Source organism: Agrobacterium sp. 719_389, from assembly GCF_900188475.1.
Classification (GTDB): Bacteria; Pseudomonadota; Alphaproteobacteria; order Rhizobiales; family Rhizobiaceae; genus Agrobacterium; species Agrobacterium radiobacter.
The window spans coordinates 1-15,346 of the sequence record NZ_FYEM01000006.1 but is presented as its reverse complement, the minus strand read 5'-3'; the positions used below and the strand labels follow the sequence as shown (position 1 = coordinate 15,346).

Below are 15,346 nucleotides of genomic sequence, written 5' to 3'. Positions count from 1 at the left end.
CCAGCCGGTCAATTTATCCCCCATCGCCATCACAAGGCAATGGCTGTTATCTTAACCGGCAAAAAAGGGAACGGCACAAGCTTTGCTTCGATAAAAACAAAACAGGTGAGGACGACACTGCATGACGGCGGGTAAAAACTTGACGGTCAATGGCGACCGTCTGTGGGACAGTCTGATGGACATGGCGAAAATCGGCCCCGGCATCGCCGGCGGCAATAATCGCCGCACGCTGACGGATGAGGATGCGGAAGGCCGCCGCCTGTTCCAGCGCTGGTGCGAGGCGGCGGGCCTGACGATGGGCGTCGACCGCATGGGCACCATGTTCGCCACCCGCCCCGGCGAGGACCCGGACGCGCTGCCCGTCTATATCGGCAGTCATCTCGACACCCAGCCGACCGGCGGCAAATACGACGGCGTGCTCGGCGTGTTGGCCGGGCTGGAAGTGGTGCGCAGCCTGAACGACCTCAATATCAAAACCAGACATCCGATCACCGTCACCAACTGGTCCAATGAGGAAGGCGCACGCTTCGCGCCCGCCATGCTGGCCTCGGGCGTCTTCGCCGGCATTCACGATCTCGATTACGCCTATAGCCGCACCGATACTGACGGCAAGACCTATGGCGAAGAGCTGAAGCGCATTGGCTGGCTGGGCGAGGAAGAGGTCGGCGCGCGCAGGATGCACGCCTATTTCGAATATCACATCGAACAGGGGCCGATCCTTGAGGCCGAAGGCAAGCAGATCGGCGTCGTCACCCATGGCCAGGGCCTGTGGTGGCTGGAAGTGACGCTGACCGGCAAGGAAGCCCATACCGGCTCGACGCCGATGGCCATGCGCGTCAATGCCGGCTTGGCTGCCGCCCGCATCCTCGAAAAAGTGCAGGAAGTGGCGATGGCCCACCAGCCGGGCGCGGTCGCCGGCGTCGGCCAGATGATCTTCACGCCCAATTCCCGCAACGTGCTGCCCGGCAAGGTGGTTTTCACCATCGACCTCAGAACGCCCACACAGGCGAAACTCGACAGCATGCGCGCCATCTTCGAACGCGAGGTGCCCGCAATCGCCGAAGAACTCGGCGTCGGCTGCAAGATCGAAGCGATCGGCCATTTCGATCCCGTCACTTTCGACCCCGTGCTTGTCGGCCGCGTGCGCGCCGCCGCCGAAAAACTCGGCTACAGCCACATGGACATCATTTCCGGCGCCGGCCACGATGCCTGCTGGACGGCAAGGGTCGCCCCCTCCACCATGATCTTCTGCCCCTGCGTGGACGGACTTTCCCACAATGAGGCCGAGGAAATTTCACCGGAATGGGCAGCAGCCGGCTGCGACGTGCTGCTGCATGCGGTGCTGGAAACTGCGGAGATCGTGCAATGATCCTACCCACGATGGCAAGCCCCCTCATCCGGCCCTTCGGGCCACCTTCTCCCCGGCGGGGAGAAGAAACGCGCGGCAATGTTTTCGCCACCACCACCGACGTCATAAAAACCTGCAACGGTGTCTCCCATTTCTTCTCCCCGCCGGGGAGAAGGTGGCCCGAAGGGTCGGATGAGGGGGCAAGCATCATGGCCGATCACACCGGCAAAAAAGCATCGAAACGCCATTCCGGCAAAACCCCGCAAGCCCGTAAACTCCGCCGCGAGGAAACCGATGCGGAATACCGCCTCTGGTACGAACTGAAAAATCGAGGACTCAACGGCTTCAAATTCAGCCGGCAAGTTCCTCTTGGCCCTTACATCGCGGATTTCGTCTGCCGCGAGAAAATGCTGATCGTCGAGCTGGACGGATCGCAACACGCCTCTTCCACACATGATCGGCAGCGGACGCTATGGCTGAAGAAACAGGGCTACTCGGTGCTGCGGTTCTGGGACCATGAGGTTTTTGAAGAGCGTTCCTCTATGCTCAATACCATCCTGGCCGTCCTGAACGCCGAGACTTTCCTGCCCGATCATCCCGACCGTTATTCGCCAGTCCTCGTTACCGGGAACATCCACCAATGACCGCCACCATCATCAAGAACGGCATCATCGTCACCGCCGACCTCACCTACAAGGCCGATGTGAAGATCGAAGGCGGCAGGATCACCGAGATCGGGCCTGATCTGAGCGGCGGCACGGTGCTCGATGCCACGGGATGTTACGTCATGCCCGGCGGCATCGATCCGCATGTGCATCTGGAAATGCCCTTCATGGGCACCTATTCCGCCGATGATTTCGAGAGCGGCACGCGGGCGGCCCTTGCCGGCGGCACAACCATGGTGGTGGATTTCTGCCTGCCCGAGCCCGGCCAGTCGCTTCTGGACGCGCTGGCGCGATGGGATAACAAGGCGACCCGCGCCAATTGCGATTATTCCTTCCACATGGCCGTCACCTGGTGGGGCGAGCAGGTCTTCGACGACATGAAGACGGTGGTCCGGGAAAAGGGCATCAACTCCTTCAAGCACTTCATGGCCTATAAGGGCGCGCTGATGGTGAATGACGACGAGATGTTCGCCTCCTTCTCGCGCTGCGCCCAGCTTGGCGCCATTCCCTTCGTGCATGCGGAAAACGGCGATATCGTCGCGCAGATGCAGGAAAAGCTGATGGCGGAAGGCAATGTCGGGCCGGAAGCGCATGCCTATTCCCGCCCGCCCTCGGTGGAGGGCGAGGCCACCAACCGCGCCATCATCATTGCCGATATGGCCGGCGCCCCGCTTTATGTCGTCCACACCTCCTGCGAGCAGGCGCATGAAGCGATCCGCCGCGCCCGCCAGAACGGCATGCGGGTCTATGGCGAACCGCTGATCCAGCACCTGATCCTCGATGAAAGCGAATATGCCAACCCCGACTGGGATCACGCCGCCCGCCGCGTGATGTCGCCGCCCTTTCGCAACCGGCAGCATCAGGACAGCCTCTGGGCGGGTCTGGCTTCCGGCTCGCTGCAATGCGTGGCGACCGACCATTGCGCCTTCACCACCGAGCAGAAACGCTTCGGCCTCGGCGATTTCCGCAAGATACCGAACGGCACCGGCGGGCTGGAAGATCGCATGCCGCTGCTCTGGACCCATGGCGTAACCACCGGCCGACTGACGATGAACGAATTCGTCGCCGTCACCTCCACCAATATTGCGAAGATCCTCAACATCTATCCCAAAAAGGGCGCGATCCTCGTCGGCAGCGATGCGGATATCGTCGTCTGGGATCCGCAGCTGGAAAAGACCATCAGTGCGGCAAGCCAGCAATCGGCCATTGATTACAACGTGTTCGAAGGGCGGAAGGTCAAAGGCCTGCCGCGCTACACCCTGTCGCGCGGTCTCGTCAGCATCGAGGAGGCCACCATCGAAACGCAGCCGGGCCACGGCCAGTTCATTGCCCGCGACGCTTATCCAGCCGTCAGCCGGGCGCTTTCCACCTGGAAGGAACTCGTTTCGCCGCGCAAGGTGGAACGCACAGGCATTCCGGCATCGGGTGTATGACCGTGAGCACTGAGCCCAAACGCGAAATCGTCATCGCCGCAGCCGTTCTCCTCAACGAGCGGCGGCAGATGCTTGTCGTGCGCAAGCGCGGCACCACGCAGTTCATGCAGCCGGGCGGCAAGATCGATCCTGGCGAAACGCCGGAACAGGCGCTTCACCGCGAACTTGCCGAGGAAATCGGCCTGACGCTTCCCGAAAATGCCGTGCGTTATGAGGGCGTCTTTCGCGAGGAAGCCGCCAATGAGACAGGCGCCGACGTCGTCGCCCATGCCTTCATTGCAAGGCTCTATACCGATGTCACGCCACAGGCGGAGATAGAGGAAGTGCGCTGGCTCGATCTCGACCGCCACCCCGGCGTGACGATCGCCAGGCTTACGGAAACCCAAATGCTGCCGCTGGCGCGCGCGGCGCTCACGGAAAGCGACAATCAGCCAAGATGAACCAGGCCTCTCCCTATTCCGTCGTTTCCGCCAGAAAACTGGGCCTCACCTTCGAAACGGGGGATGGCCCGGTCCACGCCTTGTCTGATGTCGATCTGGACGTGGGAAAGGGCGATTTCGTCTCCTTCATCGGCCCTTCCGGCTGCGGCAAGACCACTTTCCTGCGGGTCATCGCCGATCTTGAAAAGCACACGTCAGGAGAAATCACCGTCAACGGCACGACACCGGAAAACGCCCGCAAGGACCGCTCCTACGGGTACGTCTTTCAGGCCGCCGCGCTTTATCCATGGCGCAGCATCGAAAAAAACATCGCCCTGCCGCTTGAAATCATGGGTTACGGCAAGGCGGAACAGCGCGAGCGCATCGACCGCACGCTCGATCTCGTCAACCTCAACGGTTTCGGCAAGAAATACCCCTGGCAGCTCTCGGGCGGCATGCAGCAGCGCGCCTCCATCGCCCGCGCGCTGGCTTTCGATGCCGACCTGCTGCTGATGGACGAACCCTTCGGGGCGCTGGACGAGATCGTTCGGGATCATCTGAACGAGCAGCTGCTGAAGCTCTGGGACAGGACCGGCAAGACCATCTGCTTCGTCACCCATTCCATTCCCGAAGCGGTGTATCTCTCGACGAAAATCGTCGTCATGTCGCCTCGGCCGGGGAGAGTGACTGACGTGATCGAATCCACCCTGCCGCGGGAAAGGCCGCTGGAGATCAGGGAGACGCCGGAGTTTCTAGCCATTGCGCATCGCGTGCGTGAGGGGTTGAAGGCGGGGCATGGCTATGAGGGGTGAGGTCATCGCAAGCTTTACCCCCCTCTGCCCTGCCGGGCATCTCCCCCTCAAGGGGGGAGATCGGCAGGAGGCGAGGTCTCACCCATCTCGACACTTGAGAATGAAATGGCGGAAGGGCCTCCTGCTGATCTCCCCCCTTGAGGGGGAGATGTCCGGCAGGACAGAGGGGGGTAAGCCGCATCCTCGGAGCAAACGTAACCCCCACCCACCGAGGGCTCCCCAATGACCCTCCTCCGCCACCACATCCTCCCCATCCTCACCGTCCTCCTCGCCATCCTCATCCTCTGGCACCTCGCCGTCATCTACCTCAACATGCCCTTCGCCCGCGATCAGGCAAACCGTGCCGGCCAGACGCCGAGCTTCATGGAGCTTCTGCCGCAAACCTTCGCGCAGGAACGCCCGGTTCTTCCCGCCCCGCACCAGATCATCGCGGAACTCTGGGACACCACCGTCAACAAGGCGATCACCTCCAAGCGCAGCCTCGTCTATCACGCGGGCGTCACGCTCTCGGCCACACTCCTCGGTTTCGCCATCGGAGCTGTCCTCGGCATCCTGCTCGCCGTCGCCATCATCCATAACCGCGCCATGGACGGCTCCGTCATGCCGTGGATCATCGCCAGCCAGACGATCCCGATCCTCGCCATCGCGCCGATGATCATCGTAGTCCTGAATTCCATCGGCATTTCCGGGCTGTTGCCCAAGGCGCTGATCTCCACCTACCTTTCCTTCTTCCCCATCGTCGTCGGCATGGTGAAGGGCCTCAGAAGTCCCGAAACGCTCCAGCTGGACCTGATGCACACCTATAATGCCTCACCGGCGCAGATCTTCTGGAAGCTGCGCTGGCCGTCGGCGCTGCCCTATCTCTTCACCTCGCTGAAGATCGCCATCGCCATTGCGCTGGTCGGCGCCATCGTCGGCGAATTGCCGACCGGGGCCGTCGCCGGGCTCGGCGCGCGCCTGCTTTCCGGCTCCTATTACGGCCAGACAGTGCAGATATGGGCCGCCCTGTTCATGGCCGCCGGCGTCGCGGCCCTGCTGGTGTCGATCATCGGCATCGCCCACGCCGCCGTCCTCAAGAGAATGGGAGCCCGGCCATGACAAATCCCGTCTGGTTTATCAGCGCGATCCTGTTCTGGCTTGCCGCCTGGGCCTTCAACGAATGGCTGGTGCGCCACAGCTTCTCGTCACCGGCGGCAAAGCGCATGAGCCGCATGGCCGTGCCGCTTCTCTTCGGGCTGGCCATTCTCGCGCTCTGGGAAGGCGTGGTGCGCGGTTTTTCCGTACCGCCCATCCTGTTGCCTGCCCCGAGCGCCATCCTTGCGCGCCTTCTCACCTCCCTGCCGATCCTCTGGGCCGATTTCCGCCAGACCTTCCTCAAATCGGTGCTGACGGGTTATGTGCTCGGCTGCGGCCTCGGCTTCATCGTCGCCATCCTCATCGACCGGTCGCCTTTCCTCCAGCGCGGGCTGCTGCCCATCGGCAATTTCGTCTCCGCTCTGCCTGTTGTCGGCATCGCCCCGATCATGGTCATGTGGTTCGGTTTCGACTGGCAGTCGAAAGTGGCCGTCGTCGTCATCATGACGTTCTTCCCGATGCTGGTGAACACGGTTCAGGGGCTCGCCGCCTCCAGCCACATGGAGCGCGACCTGATGCGCACCTATGCCGCCGGCTGGTGGCCAACGCTGATAAAACTGCGCCTGCCCGCCGCCTGGCCCTTCATCTTCAACGCCCTGAAGATCAATTCCACACTGGCGCTGATCGGCGCCATCGTCGCGGAATTCTTCGGCACGCCCATCGTCGGCATGGGTTTCCGCATCTCGGCGGAAATGGGCCGCAGCAATGTCGATATGGTCTGGGCCGAAATCGCCGTCGCGGCGCTTGCCGGCTCCGGCTTTTATGGTCTGGTGGCGCTCGCTGAGCGGGCCGTCACCTTCTGGCATCCGTCCGTCCGTGGGGGACGAACGTAAATAACGAAAAAGGGAACAGCGATGAAAATGAAACTTGCATCCATGCTTCTTGCCGGTGCGTCACTTCTGACGGCGGTGAGCGCCGAGGCCGCCGACAAGATCACCCTGCAGCTGAAATGGGTGACCCAGGCGCAATTCGCCGGTTATTACGTCGCCAAGGATAAAGGGTTCTACGAGGCAGAGGGCCTCGACGTCGATATCAAGCCGGGCGGCCCGGATATCGCGCCTGCACAGGTTCTGGCCGGCGGCGGCGCCGATGTCATCGTCGACTGGATGCCGTCAGCACTCGCCACCCGCGAAAAGGGCGTTCCGCTCGTCAACATCGCACAGCCGTTCAAATCGTCAGGCATGATGCTGACCTGCCTCAAGGAAACCGGCATCACCAAGCCGGAAGACTTCAAGGGCAAGACGCTCGGCGTCTGGTTCTTCGGCAATGAATATCCGTTCCTGTCGTGGATGGCGCATCTGAAAATCCCGACCACCGGCGGCGCGGATGGTGTCACGGTTTTGAAGCAGGGCTTCAACGTCGATCCGCTGCTGCAAAAGCAGGCTGCCTGCATTTCCACCATGACCTATAATGAATATTGGCAGGTCATCGATGCCGGCATCAAGCCGGAGGAACTCGTCACCTTCAAATACGAGGCGGAAGGCGTGGCGACGCTGGAGGACGGTCTTTACGTTCTCGAAGACAAGCTGAAGGACGCCAAGTTCAAGGAAGACATGGTCAAATTCGTCCGCGCTTCCATGAAGGGCTGGAAATGGGCGGAAGAAAACCCTGACGACGCCGCCGGTATCGTTCTCGAAAACGACGCCTCCGGCGCTCAGACCGAAAAGCACCAGAAGCGCATGATGGGCGAAGTCGCCAAGCTGACGGCCGGCTCGAAGGGCGCGCTGGACAAGGCGGATTACGAGCGCACCGTCAAGACGCTGCTGGGCGGCGGTTCCGATCCTGTCATCACCAAGGAGCCATCGGGCGCCTACACCACCGAAATCACCGATGCGGCGTTGAAGTAGTCGAATTTACCCTGGATGCATGGAACGCGCGGCACCGTCCGCGCGTTTTTTTTCAATGGTAACCCTTTTGATGAATTACAATATCCCGACCTATACAAAAATGTATATCAACCATCGCGGCTATGCGGATTGATTTGTACGACAACAAGAATTACAGTCCCGCCCACAAGACTGCCAAATTTGATCTTGTAAAGAAAGCACTCGGCAAAGGTGCTTGAGATTCGCGTTGAGGGGCGTTTGAATCGGGAGGATCGAAAAGGAAGTATTGTGATCCCTTGTTTCACATTCGCTATCGCATGACCTTCTAATATACGCCGCAAGGCTGCAGGACATGCGATCGAATATTGCGCGAGCCAAGACACATGCAGCATAAAGTCACGTTTAACCGCTTTGTACTCCTTCTTCTTTCCGCAACGGCGCTCCCCCTTTCCGCAGCCGCCGAAGGAGAGGCGCAGGCACCGGTCAAACAGCAGAACCTGCCTTCCATCATCGTCGCACATGCCGCAAAACGCGATCTCGTGGACCGTATCATCGCGACAGGCACGATCCGCCCCGTGGACGAAATCTACGTCCAGCCGCTGGTCGACGGCCTGTCGATCGACACGCTGAACGTTGATATCGGCGACAGGGTGGAAGCAAATGCGGTTCTGGCCGTGCTTTCTTCCGACAGCCTCATCCTGCAGAAAAGCCAGCTGGAAGCCAACAAGGCAAAGGCGGAAGCCGCCGTCGCCCAGGCGAAGGCGCAGGTGCTGGAAGCCGAAGCGAGCGCGAGCGACGCGAACCGCCAGCGCGACCGCGCCGCAAAGCTCGGCCAGAGCGGCTCCGGCTCGATTTCGCAGGTGGAACAGACCCAGGCACAGGCCGAAGTGGCCGCCGCCAAACTCAACGCCGCCCGCCAGGCCGTTTCCGCCGGCGAGGCCGACATCAAGGTGGTTGACGCCCAGATCGCCGACATCGACCTGAAGCTGACGCGCACCGGCGTGAAAACGCCGGTCACCGGTATCGTCTCGGCCAAGAACGCCAAGGTCGGCGCGATTGCCAGCGGCGCCGGAAACCCGCTTTTCACCGTCATCAAGGACGGCGCGATCGAACTCGTCGCCGATCTGTCCGAGACCGATATCCAGAAGGTGAAGGTCGGCCAGAAAGCCTATTTGACGGTTGCCGGCGGAGCTGAGAAAATAGAGGGCAAGGTGCGCCTCGTTTCGCCCACCGTCGATCCGACGACGCGCCTCGGTTCCGTGCATGTGGTGCTGCCCGAAAACAGCCCGGCGCGCTCGGGCATGTATGCCAGCGCGGCGATCATCGTCGAGGAGACGAATGCGCTCGCTTTGCCGCTGTCGGCCGTCACCTCCGGGCGTGAAGGCTCGACCACCCGCAGGGTGGAAGGCGATATCGTCAAGCAGGTGAAGATCGAGACCGGCATTGAAGACGGCGGTTTTATCGAGATTGTCAGCGGTCTTGCCGCTGGAGACAAGGTTGTCGAGAAAGCTGGAGCATTCGTGCGTGATGGTGACCGGATAAGACCGGTGGAAGCCCCTGCGGCTGTGTCCAACTGACTGAGGGAATGAGATGAACTTCTCCGCATGGTCAATCCGTAACCCGATTGCGCCGCTGCTCGGCTTCGCGCTTTTGATGATCCTCGGCATGCAGGCGTTCAACACCCTGCCGATCACCCGTTTTCCGAACATCGACGTTCCCGTCGTGGCCGTCACCGTGACCCAGAGCGGCGCTTCGCCCTCCGAACTGGAAATGCAGGTGACGAAGGAGATTGAGGACGCCGTCGCCGCCATCAGCGGCGTCGACGAAATCCAGTCCACCGTGGTCGACGGCCAGTCGACGACGACGGTCGTCTTCCGCATCGAAAAGCCGACGGAAGAAGCCGTTCAGGACACCAAGGACGCCATCGACAAGATTCGCAGCGATCTGCCTTCCGATATCGAAGTGCCCGTCGTCAGCAAGATCGACGTCGAGGGACAGGCGATCCAGACATTTGCCGTCTCCTCACCGAACATGACGCTGGAAGAGCTGTCCTGGTTCGTGGATGACACGATCAAGCGCTCGCTGCAGGGCCAGTCCGGCATCGGCAAGGTCGACCGCTATGGCGGCGCCGACCGCGAGGTGCGCGTTTCGCTGAGCCCCGAAAAGCTCGACGCCTATGGCATCACCGCCACCGAGGTGAACAGCCAGCTGCGCGGCACCAATATCGACCTCGGCTCCGGCCGCGGCCAGGTCGGCGGCAACGAGCAGACCATCCGCACGCTCGGCGACACACGCGATGTGAGCCAGCTTGCCAACACCACGATTGCGCTCTCCAACGGCCGTTTCGTCAAGCTTTCCGAACTCGGCACGGTCACAGACACCTATGAGGAGCAGAAGTCCTTCTCGCGGTTCAACGGCAACCCCGCCGTCACCTTCGCGGTGTTCCGCTCCAAGGGCGCCAGTGAGGTCTCGGTCGCCGAAACCGTGGCCGCGAGCCTCGATCAGGTGCGCAAGAACCACCCTGATGTCTCGATCGAAATGGTCGATGACGCCGTCTATTTCACCTATGGCAACTACAAGGCGGCGCTCGACACGCTGATCGAGGGCGCGATCCTCGCCGTCATCGTGGTCCTGCTCTTCCTTCGCAACTGGCGCGCAACCCTGATTGCCGCCGTGGCGCTGCCGCTCTCCGCGATCCCGACCTTCTGGATCATGGATATCATGGGCTTCTCGCTGAACCTCGTCAGCTTCCTCGCGCTCACGCTCGCCACGGGTATTCTCGTGGACGACGCCATCGTGGAAATCGAGAACATTGCCCGCCACATCAAGATGGGCAAGACGCCCTATCGCGCGGCGCTGGAAGCGGCGGACGAAATCGGCCTCGCCGTCATCGCCACCAGCTTCACCATCATCGCGGTCTTCGTGCCTGTCTCGTTCATGCCGGGCATTCCGGGCCAGTACTTCATCCAGTTCGGCCTCACCGTCGCCTTCTCGGTGTTCTTCTCGCTCGCCGTCGCCCGTCTCATCACGCCGCTGATGGCGGCCTATCTGATGCGCGCCGAAGACGCGATGGACGATCACCACGACAATGACAGCCGGCTGATGAAGGCCTATACGCGCATGGTGACCGCCACCACCCGCAAGTGGTGGGCGCGGTATCTGACGCTGCTCGGCGCGATCGGCTTCCTCGTGGCTTCCGTCATTCTCCTCGCTGGCGTTCCGGGCAGCTTCCTGCCGCCGGACGACGCCTCGCGCGTGACGCTTTCGGTGGAACTGCCGCCCAATGCGACGCTTGACGAGACAGACCGGACGACGACGCAGATCTATCACGCGCTGCGTGACATCAACGGCGTGGAAAGCGTCTTCATCCTTGGCGGCGCCTCGCCCAAGGGGGACCTGGAGCTTCGCCGCGCCACTGTCAACGTCATCCTGCAGCATATCGACCATTCGCTGCTCAAGCTGGTGGTCAACAAGGGGCTGGGTTCCATTCCGCTCATCGGCCAATATCTGCCGAAGGTGGAGGAAAAGGGCCGCATACGTCCGCAATGGGATGTGGAACGGGATATTTTCGCGCAGGTTCGCGGCATTCCGGATGTCCGCATCATCAAGCTGAACGACCGTGCGGAACGCGAGCTCTCCTTCAACTTCCTCTCCACCAATGAGAAGGACCTGAACGACGCCGTCGGCATTCTCGAAAGCCGCCTGCGCGCCTCGCCCATCCTTGCCAATGTCAGCTCGGAAGGCGCCCTGCCCCGCCCCGAACTGCAGATCCGCCCGCGCAAGGACGAAATCGCCCGCCTCGGCATCACGCCGCAGCAGATTTCGCAGACGGTGCGTGTCGCCACCATCGGTGATATCGACGCCCAGCTGACGAAGATTTCGCTTGATGACCGGCAGATTCCGATCCGCGTGCAGACCTCGCTCGATACACGTCGTGACCTCGCCACCATCCGCGCGCTGAAGATCAAGACGGCCTCCGGGTCGCTGGTGCCGCTCTACAGCGTCGCCGATATCGACTATTCGGAAGGTCCAAGCTCGATCAAGCGCAACGACCGCAACCGCGTGGTCTCCATCGGCTCCGACGTCCCGTTCGGCACGGCGCTGGATACCTCGACGGCCGAGTTCAAGCGCATCGTGTCGGAAACCGACCTGCCGGCAAGTGTTCGCCTTGCCGAAAGCGGTGACGCCAAGGTGCAGGGCGAAATGCAGCAGGGCTTCGTCAACGCCATGCTGCTTGGCCTGATGCTGGTGCTGGTCGTGCTCATCCTGCTGTTCAAGGATGTCATCCAGCCCTTCACCATCCTGTTCTCGCTGCCGCTTGCCATTGGCGGCGTGGCCGTCGCGCTCATCATCACGCAGAACGCGCTCTCCATGCCCGTTCTCATCGGCATCCTGATGCTGATGGGCATCGTGACCAAGAACGCCATCCTGCTGGTGGATTTCGCCATCGAAATGCGCCGGCACGGCATGGAACGGGTGCATGCCATGGTGGAGGCCGGCCGCAAGCGCGCCCGCCCGATCATCATGACCTCAATCGCCATGTCCGCGGGCATGTTGCCCTCGGCGCTCGGCGTCGGCGAAGGCGGCTCCTTCCGCGCGCCGATGGCGATTGCGGTGATCGGCGGCATCATCGTCTCGACGGTGCTGTCCCTGATCGTGGTCCCGGCCTTCTTCCTGATCATGGACGACCTGTCGCGCCTGCTCGCCCACCTCTTCGGCCGCTTCGTCGGCAAGAAGGAAGAAGAGGAAGAAGCGCTCTCCAACGAGAAACTCTCGGAGATCGCCCGCGAAAACAGCCTGGCTCTCTCCTCGCTGGAGGCAAGGGTGGCCGGCATGGAAAAGGGCAGCGGCGACAAGGCCGGTGACAAGGGCAGCAATATATTGCGGCTGCCGCCGCTTGCTGCGGAGTGAAGTTTGCAGCGTAACGATTGAGACGCCGGGCCATCTGCCCGGCGTTTCTTTTTAGGCGGACGTTTAGGGGCAAAGCGTCGCCGCTTGTTTCTTCTCCCCGAGGGGGAGAAGGTGGCCCGAAGGGTCGGATGAGGGGGCAAGCTCTCCGGACATCGCTACCCTTGCCCCCTCATCCCGCTGCCGCGGACTTCTCCCCGGCGGGGAGAAGAAATATGTGGCACTCGCCCGCTCCATATTCCTCCTCACATTCTTGAGCAAGAATGGTCTCGCCGCATTCCCGCTGTCCCAAATGACAACTCAAATCCCGTTTGATCGAAATCAATTCGCTTTCCAGGTGAACTGCTAATCTCCCTCGCATCGGGAATTGCCGGTCGAGGGATTATGCGATGAGTTCTGTGCAGATAGGCGTGAGGGAGAAGGAACTTCCCCGGTTTCGTATCGCTTCGGACAGCCCGGCAAAAGGTTTAAGCGGGAGCCGAATGGACGTGAACAAGACCGTGAAGCTGAGCAACAGGGACAGGAACATTCTGCTGCGTGCACCCTTGATCGGGATAGCGGATGATGCAGCGGCATTGAAGCTGATGGAGGCGGCGACCATCACCAATGTGAACGCCCGCCATGTGCTCTTCAAGGAAGGCGAAGCGGCGCAGCATTTCTACTGCGTGCTGTCGGGTTACATCAGGCTTTACCGGCTGGACAGGCACGGGCGCGAGGCGGATGTGCGCGTCAGCGGCCCCGGCGATACCTTCAACGAGTGCCTGATTTTCGGCAGCGATACCTATCGTTACAGCGCGCAGGCGGCGGAAAGCTGCACCGTGGCGCGGTTCGAACTCGCAAGAATCCGCGGCCTGATCGATCAGGAACCGGCAATCGCCAAGGCCGTCATGCGCTGCCTGTCCAACAGCCTGCTCACCACCATGGACTGCATCGCCAACGACCGGCTGCAGACAGCGCCGCAGCGTGTGGCCCATTACCTCATCAATCAGGGCCCCCGCGACGCGACATCCTTTTCACTGCGGCTGCCATTCCAGAAAAGCCTGCTTGCCGGCAAGCTCGGCCTTGCGCCGGAAGCGCTGTCGCGCGCCTTCTCGGCGCTGAAAAAGGCTGGCGTCACCGTGCGCGGCCGCATCGTGCAGGTCAATGACGTCGCGGCGCTGAAGCAGATCTGAAAATACCGGGAGAGGATGAAGGGCGGGATGCCTTGGGGCATTCCGCCCTTCTGTATGTCCGAAATCGAAAAATCAGTCCGGCTGCGGCACAAAACGGAAGCTGTCACCCTGCCGCTCGGCACGGAAAAATCCGCCGAGATGACCACCGGAAACCAGCCAGCCGTGATCGGCGGCCTCGGCCAGCGCTTCGAGGCGTGTTTGGTAAGCAAGCGCGGAATCGATATCATAGACAAAACCGACACCGGGGTCCTTCACCTGCAAGTCGCTCACATGCAGCACGTCGCCCCATAATAACAGCCGCTCATCACCATTGCCGATCAGGTAACCGGTATGTCCCGGCGTATGGCCGGGCATGGCGATGGCTTCGACGTCCTCGGCAATCCTGCCCGTCGGGATCGGCCGCAACATCGGACCACAAATGTCGAGCAGCCGCGCGGCGAGATCGAAGCCGCCCTGCCGGGCCGGCGGCAGGGCCTTGCGCGCCTCCGCGCTGCTGAAAAATCCGAGATCGGCCTCGGGCACCCAGATATCGGCATTGGGAAAATAAGGCCGGTCGCCATCGATGAGGCCAAGCGCATGATCGCCATGGATATGGGTGAGGATGACGCGCCTGACATCAGTCGGCTGAATACCCCCCGCAATCATCGCCGCGCGGGCATGGCCATAGGCTGCACCCCAGGCCGTGCCGCAACCGGCATCGATCAGCCAGATGCCCTCAGGCCCGGACAATGCAAAGCAGTTGACGTCCATATCCACCGTTTCGCCCTGATGGCCGGCAAGCGCCGCCGCCAGCGCTTCGGCACCCTGACGATGGATGAGATGGCCGACCGGCGCCTTGTAGACACCGTCAACGAAACGGGAAACCTCGTAAGCGCCGAACCGGCGGGATATTGCCATATTTCAGAGACCGCCCTGCTCTTTCAGGAAACCGACGATGCGCTCCACGCCATCGCCGCGCTTCATATCGGTGAAGACGAAGGGCATGGCGTTGCGCATGCGGGTCGCATCGTTGTCCATGACGGTCAGATCGGCCCCGACATAGGGCGCAAGGTCCTTCTTGTTGATGACCAGCAGGTCCGAGCGGGTGATTCCAGGCCCGCCCTTGCGCGGAATTTCCTCGCCCTGGCAGACGGAGATGACATAGATGGTGATATCCGCAAGGTCGGGCGAAAAGGTCGCGGCGAGATTGTCGCCGCCGGATTCGATGAAGACCACGTCGAGATCGGGAAAGCGCGCGTTCAGCCCGGCAATCGCCTGCAGATTGATCGTCGCATCCTCGCGGATCGCGGTATGCGGGCAACCGCCCGTTTCCACGCCGACGATACGCTCGGAAGGCAGCGCCTGCATGCGCACCAGCGCCTCGGCGTCTTCCTTGGTATAGATATCATTGGTGACGACGGCGACGGAATAATCGACGCTCATCGCCTTGCAGAGCTTTTCCGTCAGCGCCGTCTTGCCCGAACCGACCGGCCCGCCAATGCCGACGCGCAGCGGCCCATTACCCGATTTCATCACGCTGTTCCCTTCGATATGCTTTGGTCTTGTTTCACCATAGTCCCTCAACGGGACGCTTCAAGATATGCAAGGATCGTGCCGCGCGTTTCTTCTCCCCGCCGGGGAGAAGGTGGC

The 15,346-nt window shown here is 61.7% G+C and carries 13 protein-coding genes; 11 read left to right on the top strand and 2 right to left on the bottom strand.

The annotated features are described in order from the left end of the window. The first annotated feature begins 121 nt into the window (after window positions 1-121). From CFB10_RS12335 to CFB10_RS12280, 11 genes are all read left to right on the top strand, one after another. A complete protein-coding gene (locus CFB10_RS12335; RefSeq protein ID WP_020011569.1) occupies window positions 122-1,369 on the top strand; it encodes a Zn-dependent hydrolase in 1,248 nt (415 codons plus the stop codon). Further along, entirely contained in the window at window positions 1,366-1,992 is a 627-nt protein-coding gene (locus CFB10_RS12330; RefSeq protein ID WP_244559863.1) for an endonuclease domain-containing protein, read from the top strand. The genes CFB10_RS12335 and CFB10_RS12330 overlap by 4 nt, the downstream gene beginning before the upstream one ends. After that, entirely contained in the window at window positions 1,989-3,446 is a 1,458-nt protein-coding gene (gene hydA / locus CFB10_RS12325) for a dihydropyrimidinase (RefSeq protein ID WP_020011571.1), read from the top strand. The genes CFB10_RS12330 and hydA overlap by 4 nt, the downstream gene beginning before the upstream one ends. Beyond that, complete coding sequence (locus CFB10_RS12320; RefSeq protein WP_020011572.1) at window positions 3,443-3,886, top strand: NUDIX domain-containing protein; 444 nt, start codon at window positions 3,443-3,445, stop codon at window positions 3,884-3,886. Before hydA ends, CFB10_RS12320 begins: the two co-directional genes overlap by 4 nt. Then, window positions 3,883-4,677: an ABC transporter ATP-binding protein gene (locus tag CFB10_RS12315; protein WP_020011573.1), complete on the top strand. Its 795-nt coding sequence runs from the start codon at window positions 3,883-3,885 to the stop codon at window positions 4,675-4,677. Before CFB10_RS12320 ends, CFB10_RS12315 begins: the two co-directional genes overlap by 4 nt. A 222-nt stretch (window positions 4,678-4,899) precedes the next feature. Then, window positions 4,900-5,775 (top strand): ABC transporter permease, encoded by an 876-nt coding sequence (locus CFB10_RS12310; RefSeq protein WP_020011574.1) that lies wholly within the window; start codon window positions 4,900-4,902, stop codon window positions 5,773-5,775. Further along, window positions 5,772-6,644, top strand: a complete 873-nt coding sequence (locus tag CFB10_RS12305) for an ABC transporter permease (protein ID WP_020011575.1) — start codon at window positions 5,772-5,774, stop codon at window positions 6,642-6,644. The genes CFB10_RS12310 and CFB10_RS12305 overlap by 4 nt, the downstream gene beginning before the upstream one ends. Window positions 6,645-6,665: 21 nt before the next feature. After that, on the top strand, window positions 6,666-7,658 hold the full coding sequence (locus CFB10_RS12300) for an ABC transporter substrate-binding protein (protein WP_026363912.1): 993 nt from the start codon (window positions 6,666-6,668) through the stop codon (window positions 7,656-7,658). A 362-nt stretch (window positions 7,659-8,020) separates the two neighbouring features. After that, window positions 8,021-9,214: an efflux RND transporter periplasmic adaptor subunit gene (locus tag CFB10_RS12295; RefSeq protein WP_020011578.1), complete on the top strand. Its 1,194-nt coding sequence runs from the start codon at window positions 8,021-8,023 to the stop codon at window positions 9,212-9,214. A gap of 13 nt (window positions 9,215-9,227) precedes the next feature. Then, complete coding sequence (locus CFB10_RS12290; protein WP_020011579.1) at window positions 9,228-12,548, top strand: efflux RND transporter permease subunit; 3,321 nt, start codon at window positions 9,228-9,230, stop codon at window positions 12,546-12,548. Between the two features lie 479 nt (window positions 12,549-13,027). After that, window positions 13,028-13,717, top strand: a complete 690-nt coding sequence (locus CFB10_RS12280; protein WP_020011580.1) for a Crp/Fnr family transcriptional regulator — start codon at window positions 13,028-13,030, stop codon at window positions 13,715-13,717. 72 nt (window positions 13,718-13,789) lie between these two features. Here CFB10_RS12280 and CFB10_RS12275 read toward each other — a convergent pair whose 3' ends face one another. Together CFB10_RS12275 and ureG are read right to left on the bottom strand one after the other, a co-directional pair. Beyond that, window positions 13,790-14,614 (bottom strand): MBL fold metallo-hydrolase, encoded by an 825-nt coding sequence (locus tag CFB10_RS12275; protein ID WP_020011581.1) that lies wholly within the window; start codon window positions 14,612-14,614, stop codon window positions 13,790-13,792. Window positions 14,615-14,617: 3 nt separating this feature from the next. Next, window positions 14,618-15,229, bottom strand: a complete 612-nt coding sequence (gene ureG, locus CFB10_RS12270) for an urease accessory protein UreG (RefSeq protein ID WP_020011582.1) — start codon at window positions 15,227-15,229, stop codon at window positions 14,618-14,620. Between the last annotated feature and the right edge of the window lie 117 nt (window positions 15,230-15,346).

What these genes read in the sequence shown, in the direction of transcription:
- CFB10_RS12295 (WP_020011578.1), top strand. Translation starts at nt 8,021, where the DNA reads ATGCAGCATAAAGTCACGTTTAACCGCTTTGTACTCCTTCTTCTTTCC.
- hydA (WP_020011571.1), top strand. Translation starts at nt 1,989, where the DNA reads ATGACCGCCACCATCATCAAGAACGGCATCATCGTCACCGCCGACCTC.
- CFB10_RS12330 (WP_244559863.1), top strand. Translation starts at nt 1,366, where the DNA reads ATGATCCTACCCACGATGGCAAGCCCCCTCATCCGGCCCTTCGGGCCA.
- CFB10_RS12310 (WP_020011574.1), top strand. Translation starts at nt 4,900, where the DNA reads ATGACCCTCCTCCGCCACCACATCCTCCCCATCCTCACCGTCCTCCTC.
- CFB10_RS12320 (WP_020011572.1), top strand. Translation starts at nt 3,443, where the DNA reads ATGACCGTGAGCACTGAGCCCAAACGCGAAATCGTCATCGCCGCAGCC.
- CFB10_RS12280 (WP_020011580.1), top strand. Translation starts at nt 13,028, where the DNA reads ATGGACGTGAACAAGACCGTGAAGCTGAGCAACAGGGACAGGAACATT.
- CFB10_RS12335 (WP_020011569.1), top strand. Translation starts at nt 122, where the DNA reads ATGACGGCGGGTAAAAACTTGACGGTCAATGGCGACCGTCTGTGGGAC.
- CFB10_RS12275 (WP_020011581.1), bottom strand. Translation starts at nt 14,614, where the DNA reads ATGGCAATATCCCGCCGGTTCGGCGCTTACGAGGTTTCCCGTTTCGTT.
- CFB10_RS12300 (WP_026363912.1), top strand. Translation starts at nt 6,666, where the DNA reads ATGAAAATGAAACTTGCATCCATGCTTCTTGCCGGTGCGTCACTTCTG.
- CFB10_RS12305 (WP_020011575.1), top strand. Translation starts at nt 5,772, where the DNA reads ATGACAAATCCCGTCTGGTTTATCAGCGCGATCCTGTTCTGGCTTGCC.
- CFB10_RS12290 (WP_020011579.1), top strand. Translation starts at nt 9,228, where the DNA reads ATGAACTTCTCCGCATGGTCAATCCGTAACCCGATTGCGCCGCTGCTC.
- ureG (WP_020011582.1), bottom strand. Translation starts at nt 15,229, where the DNA reads ATGAAATCGGGTAATGGGCCGCTGCGCGTCGGCATTGGCGGGCCGGTC.
- CFB10_RS12315 (WP_020011573.1), top strand. Translation starts at nt 3,883, where the DNA reads ATGAACCAGGCCTCTCCCTATTCCGTCGTTTCCGCCAGAAAACTGGGC.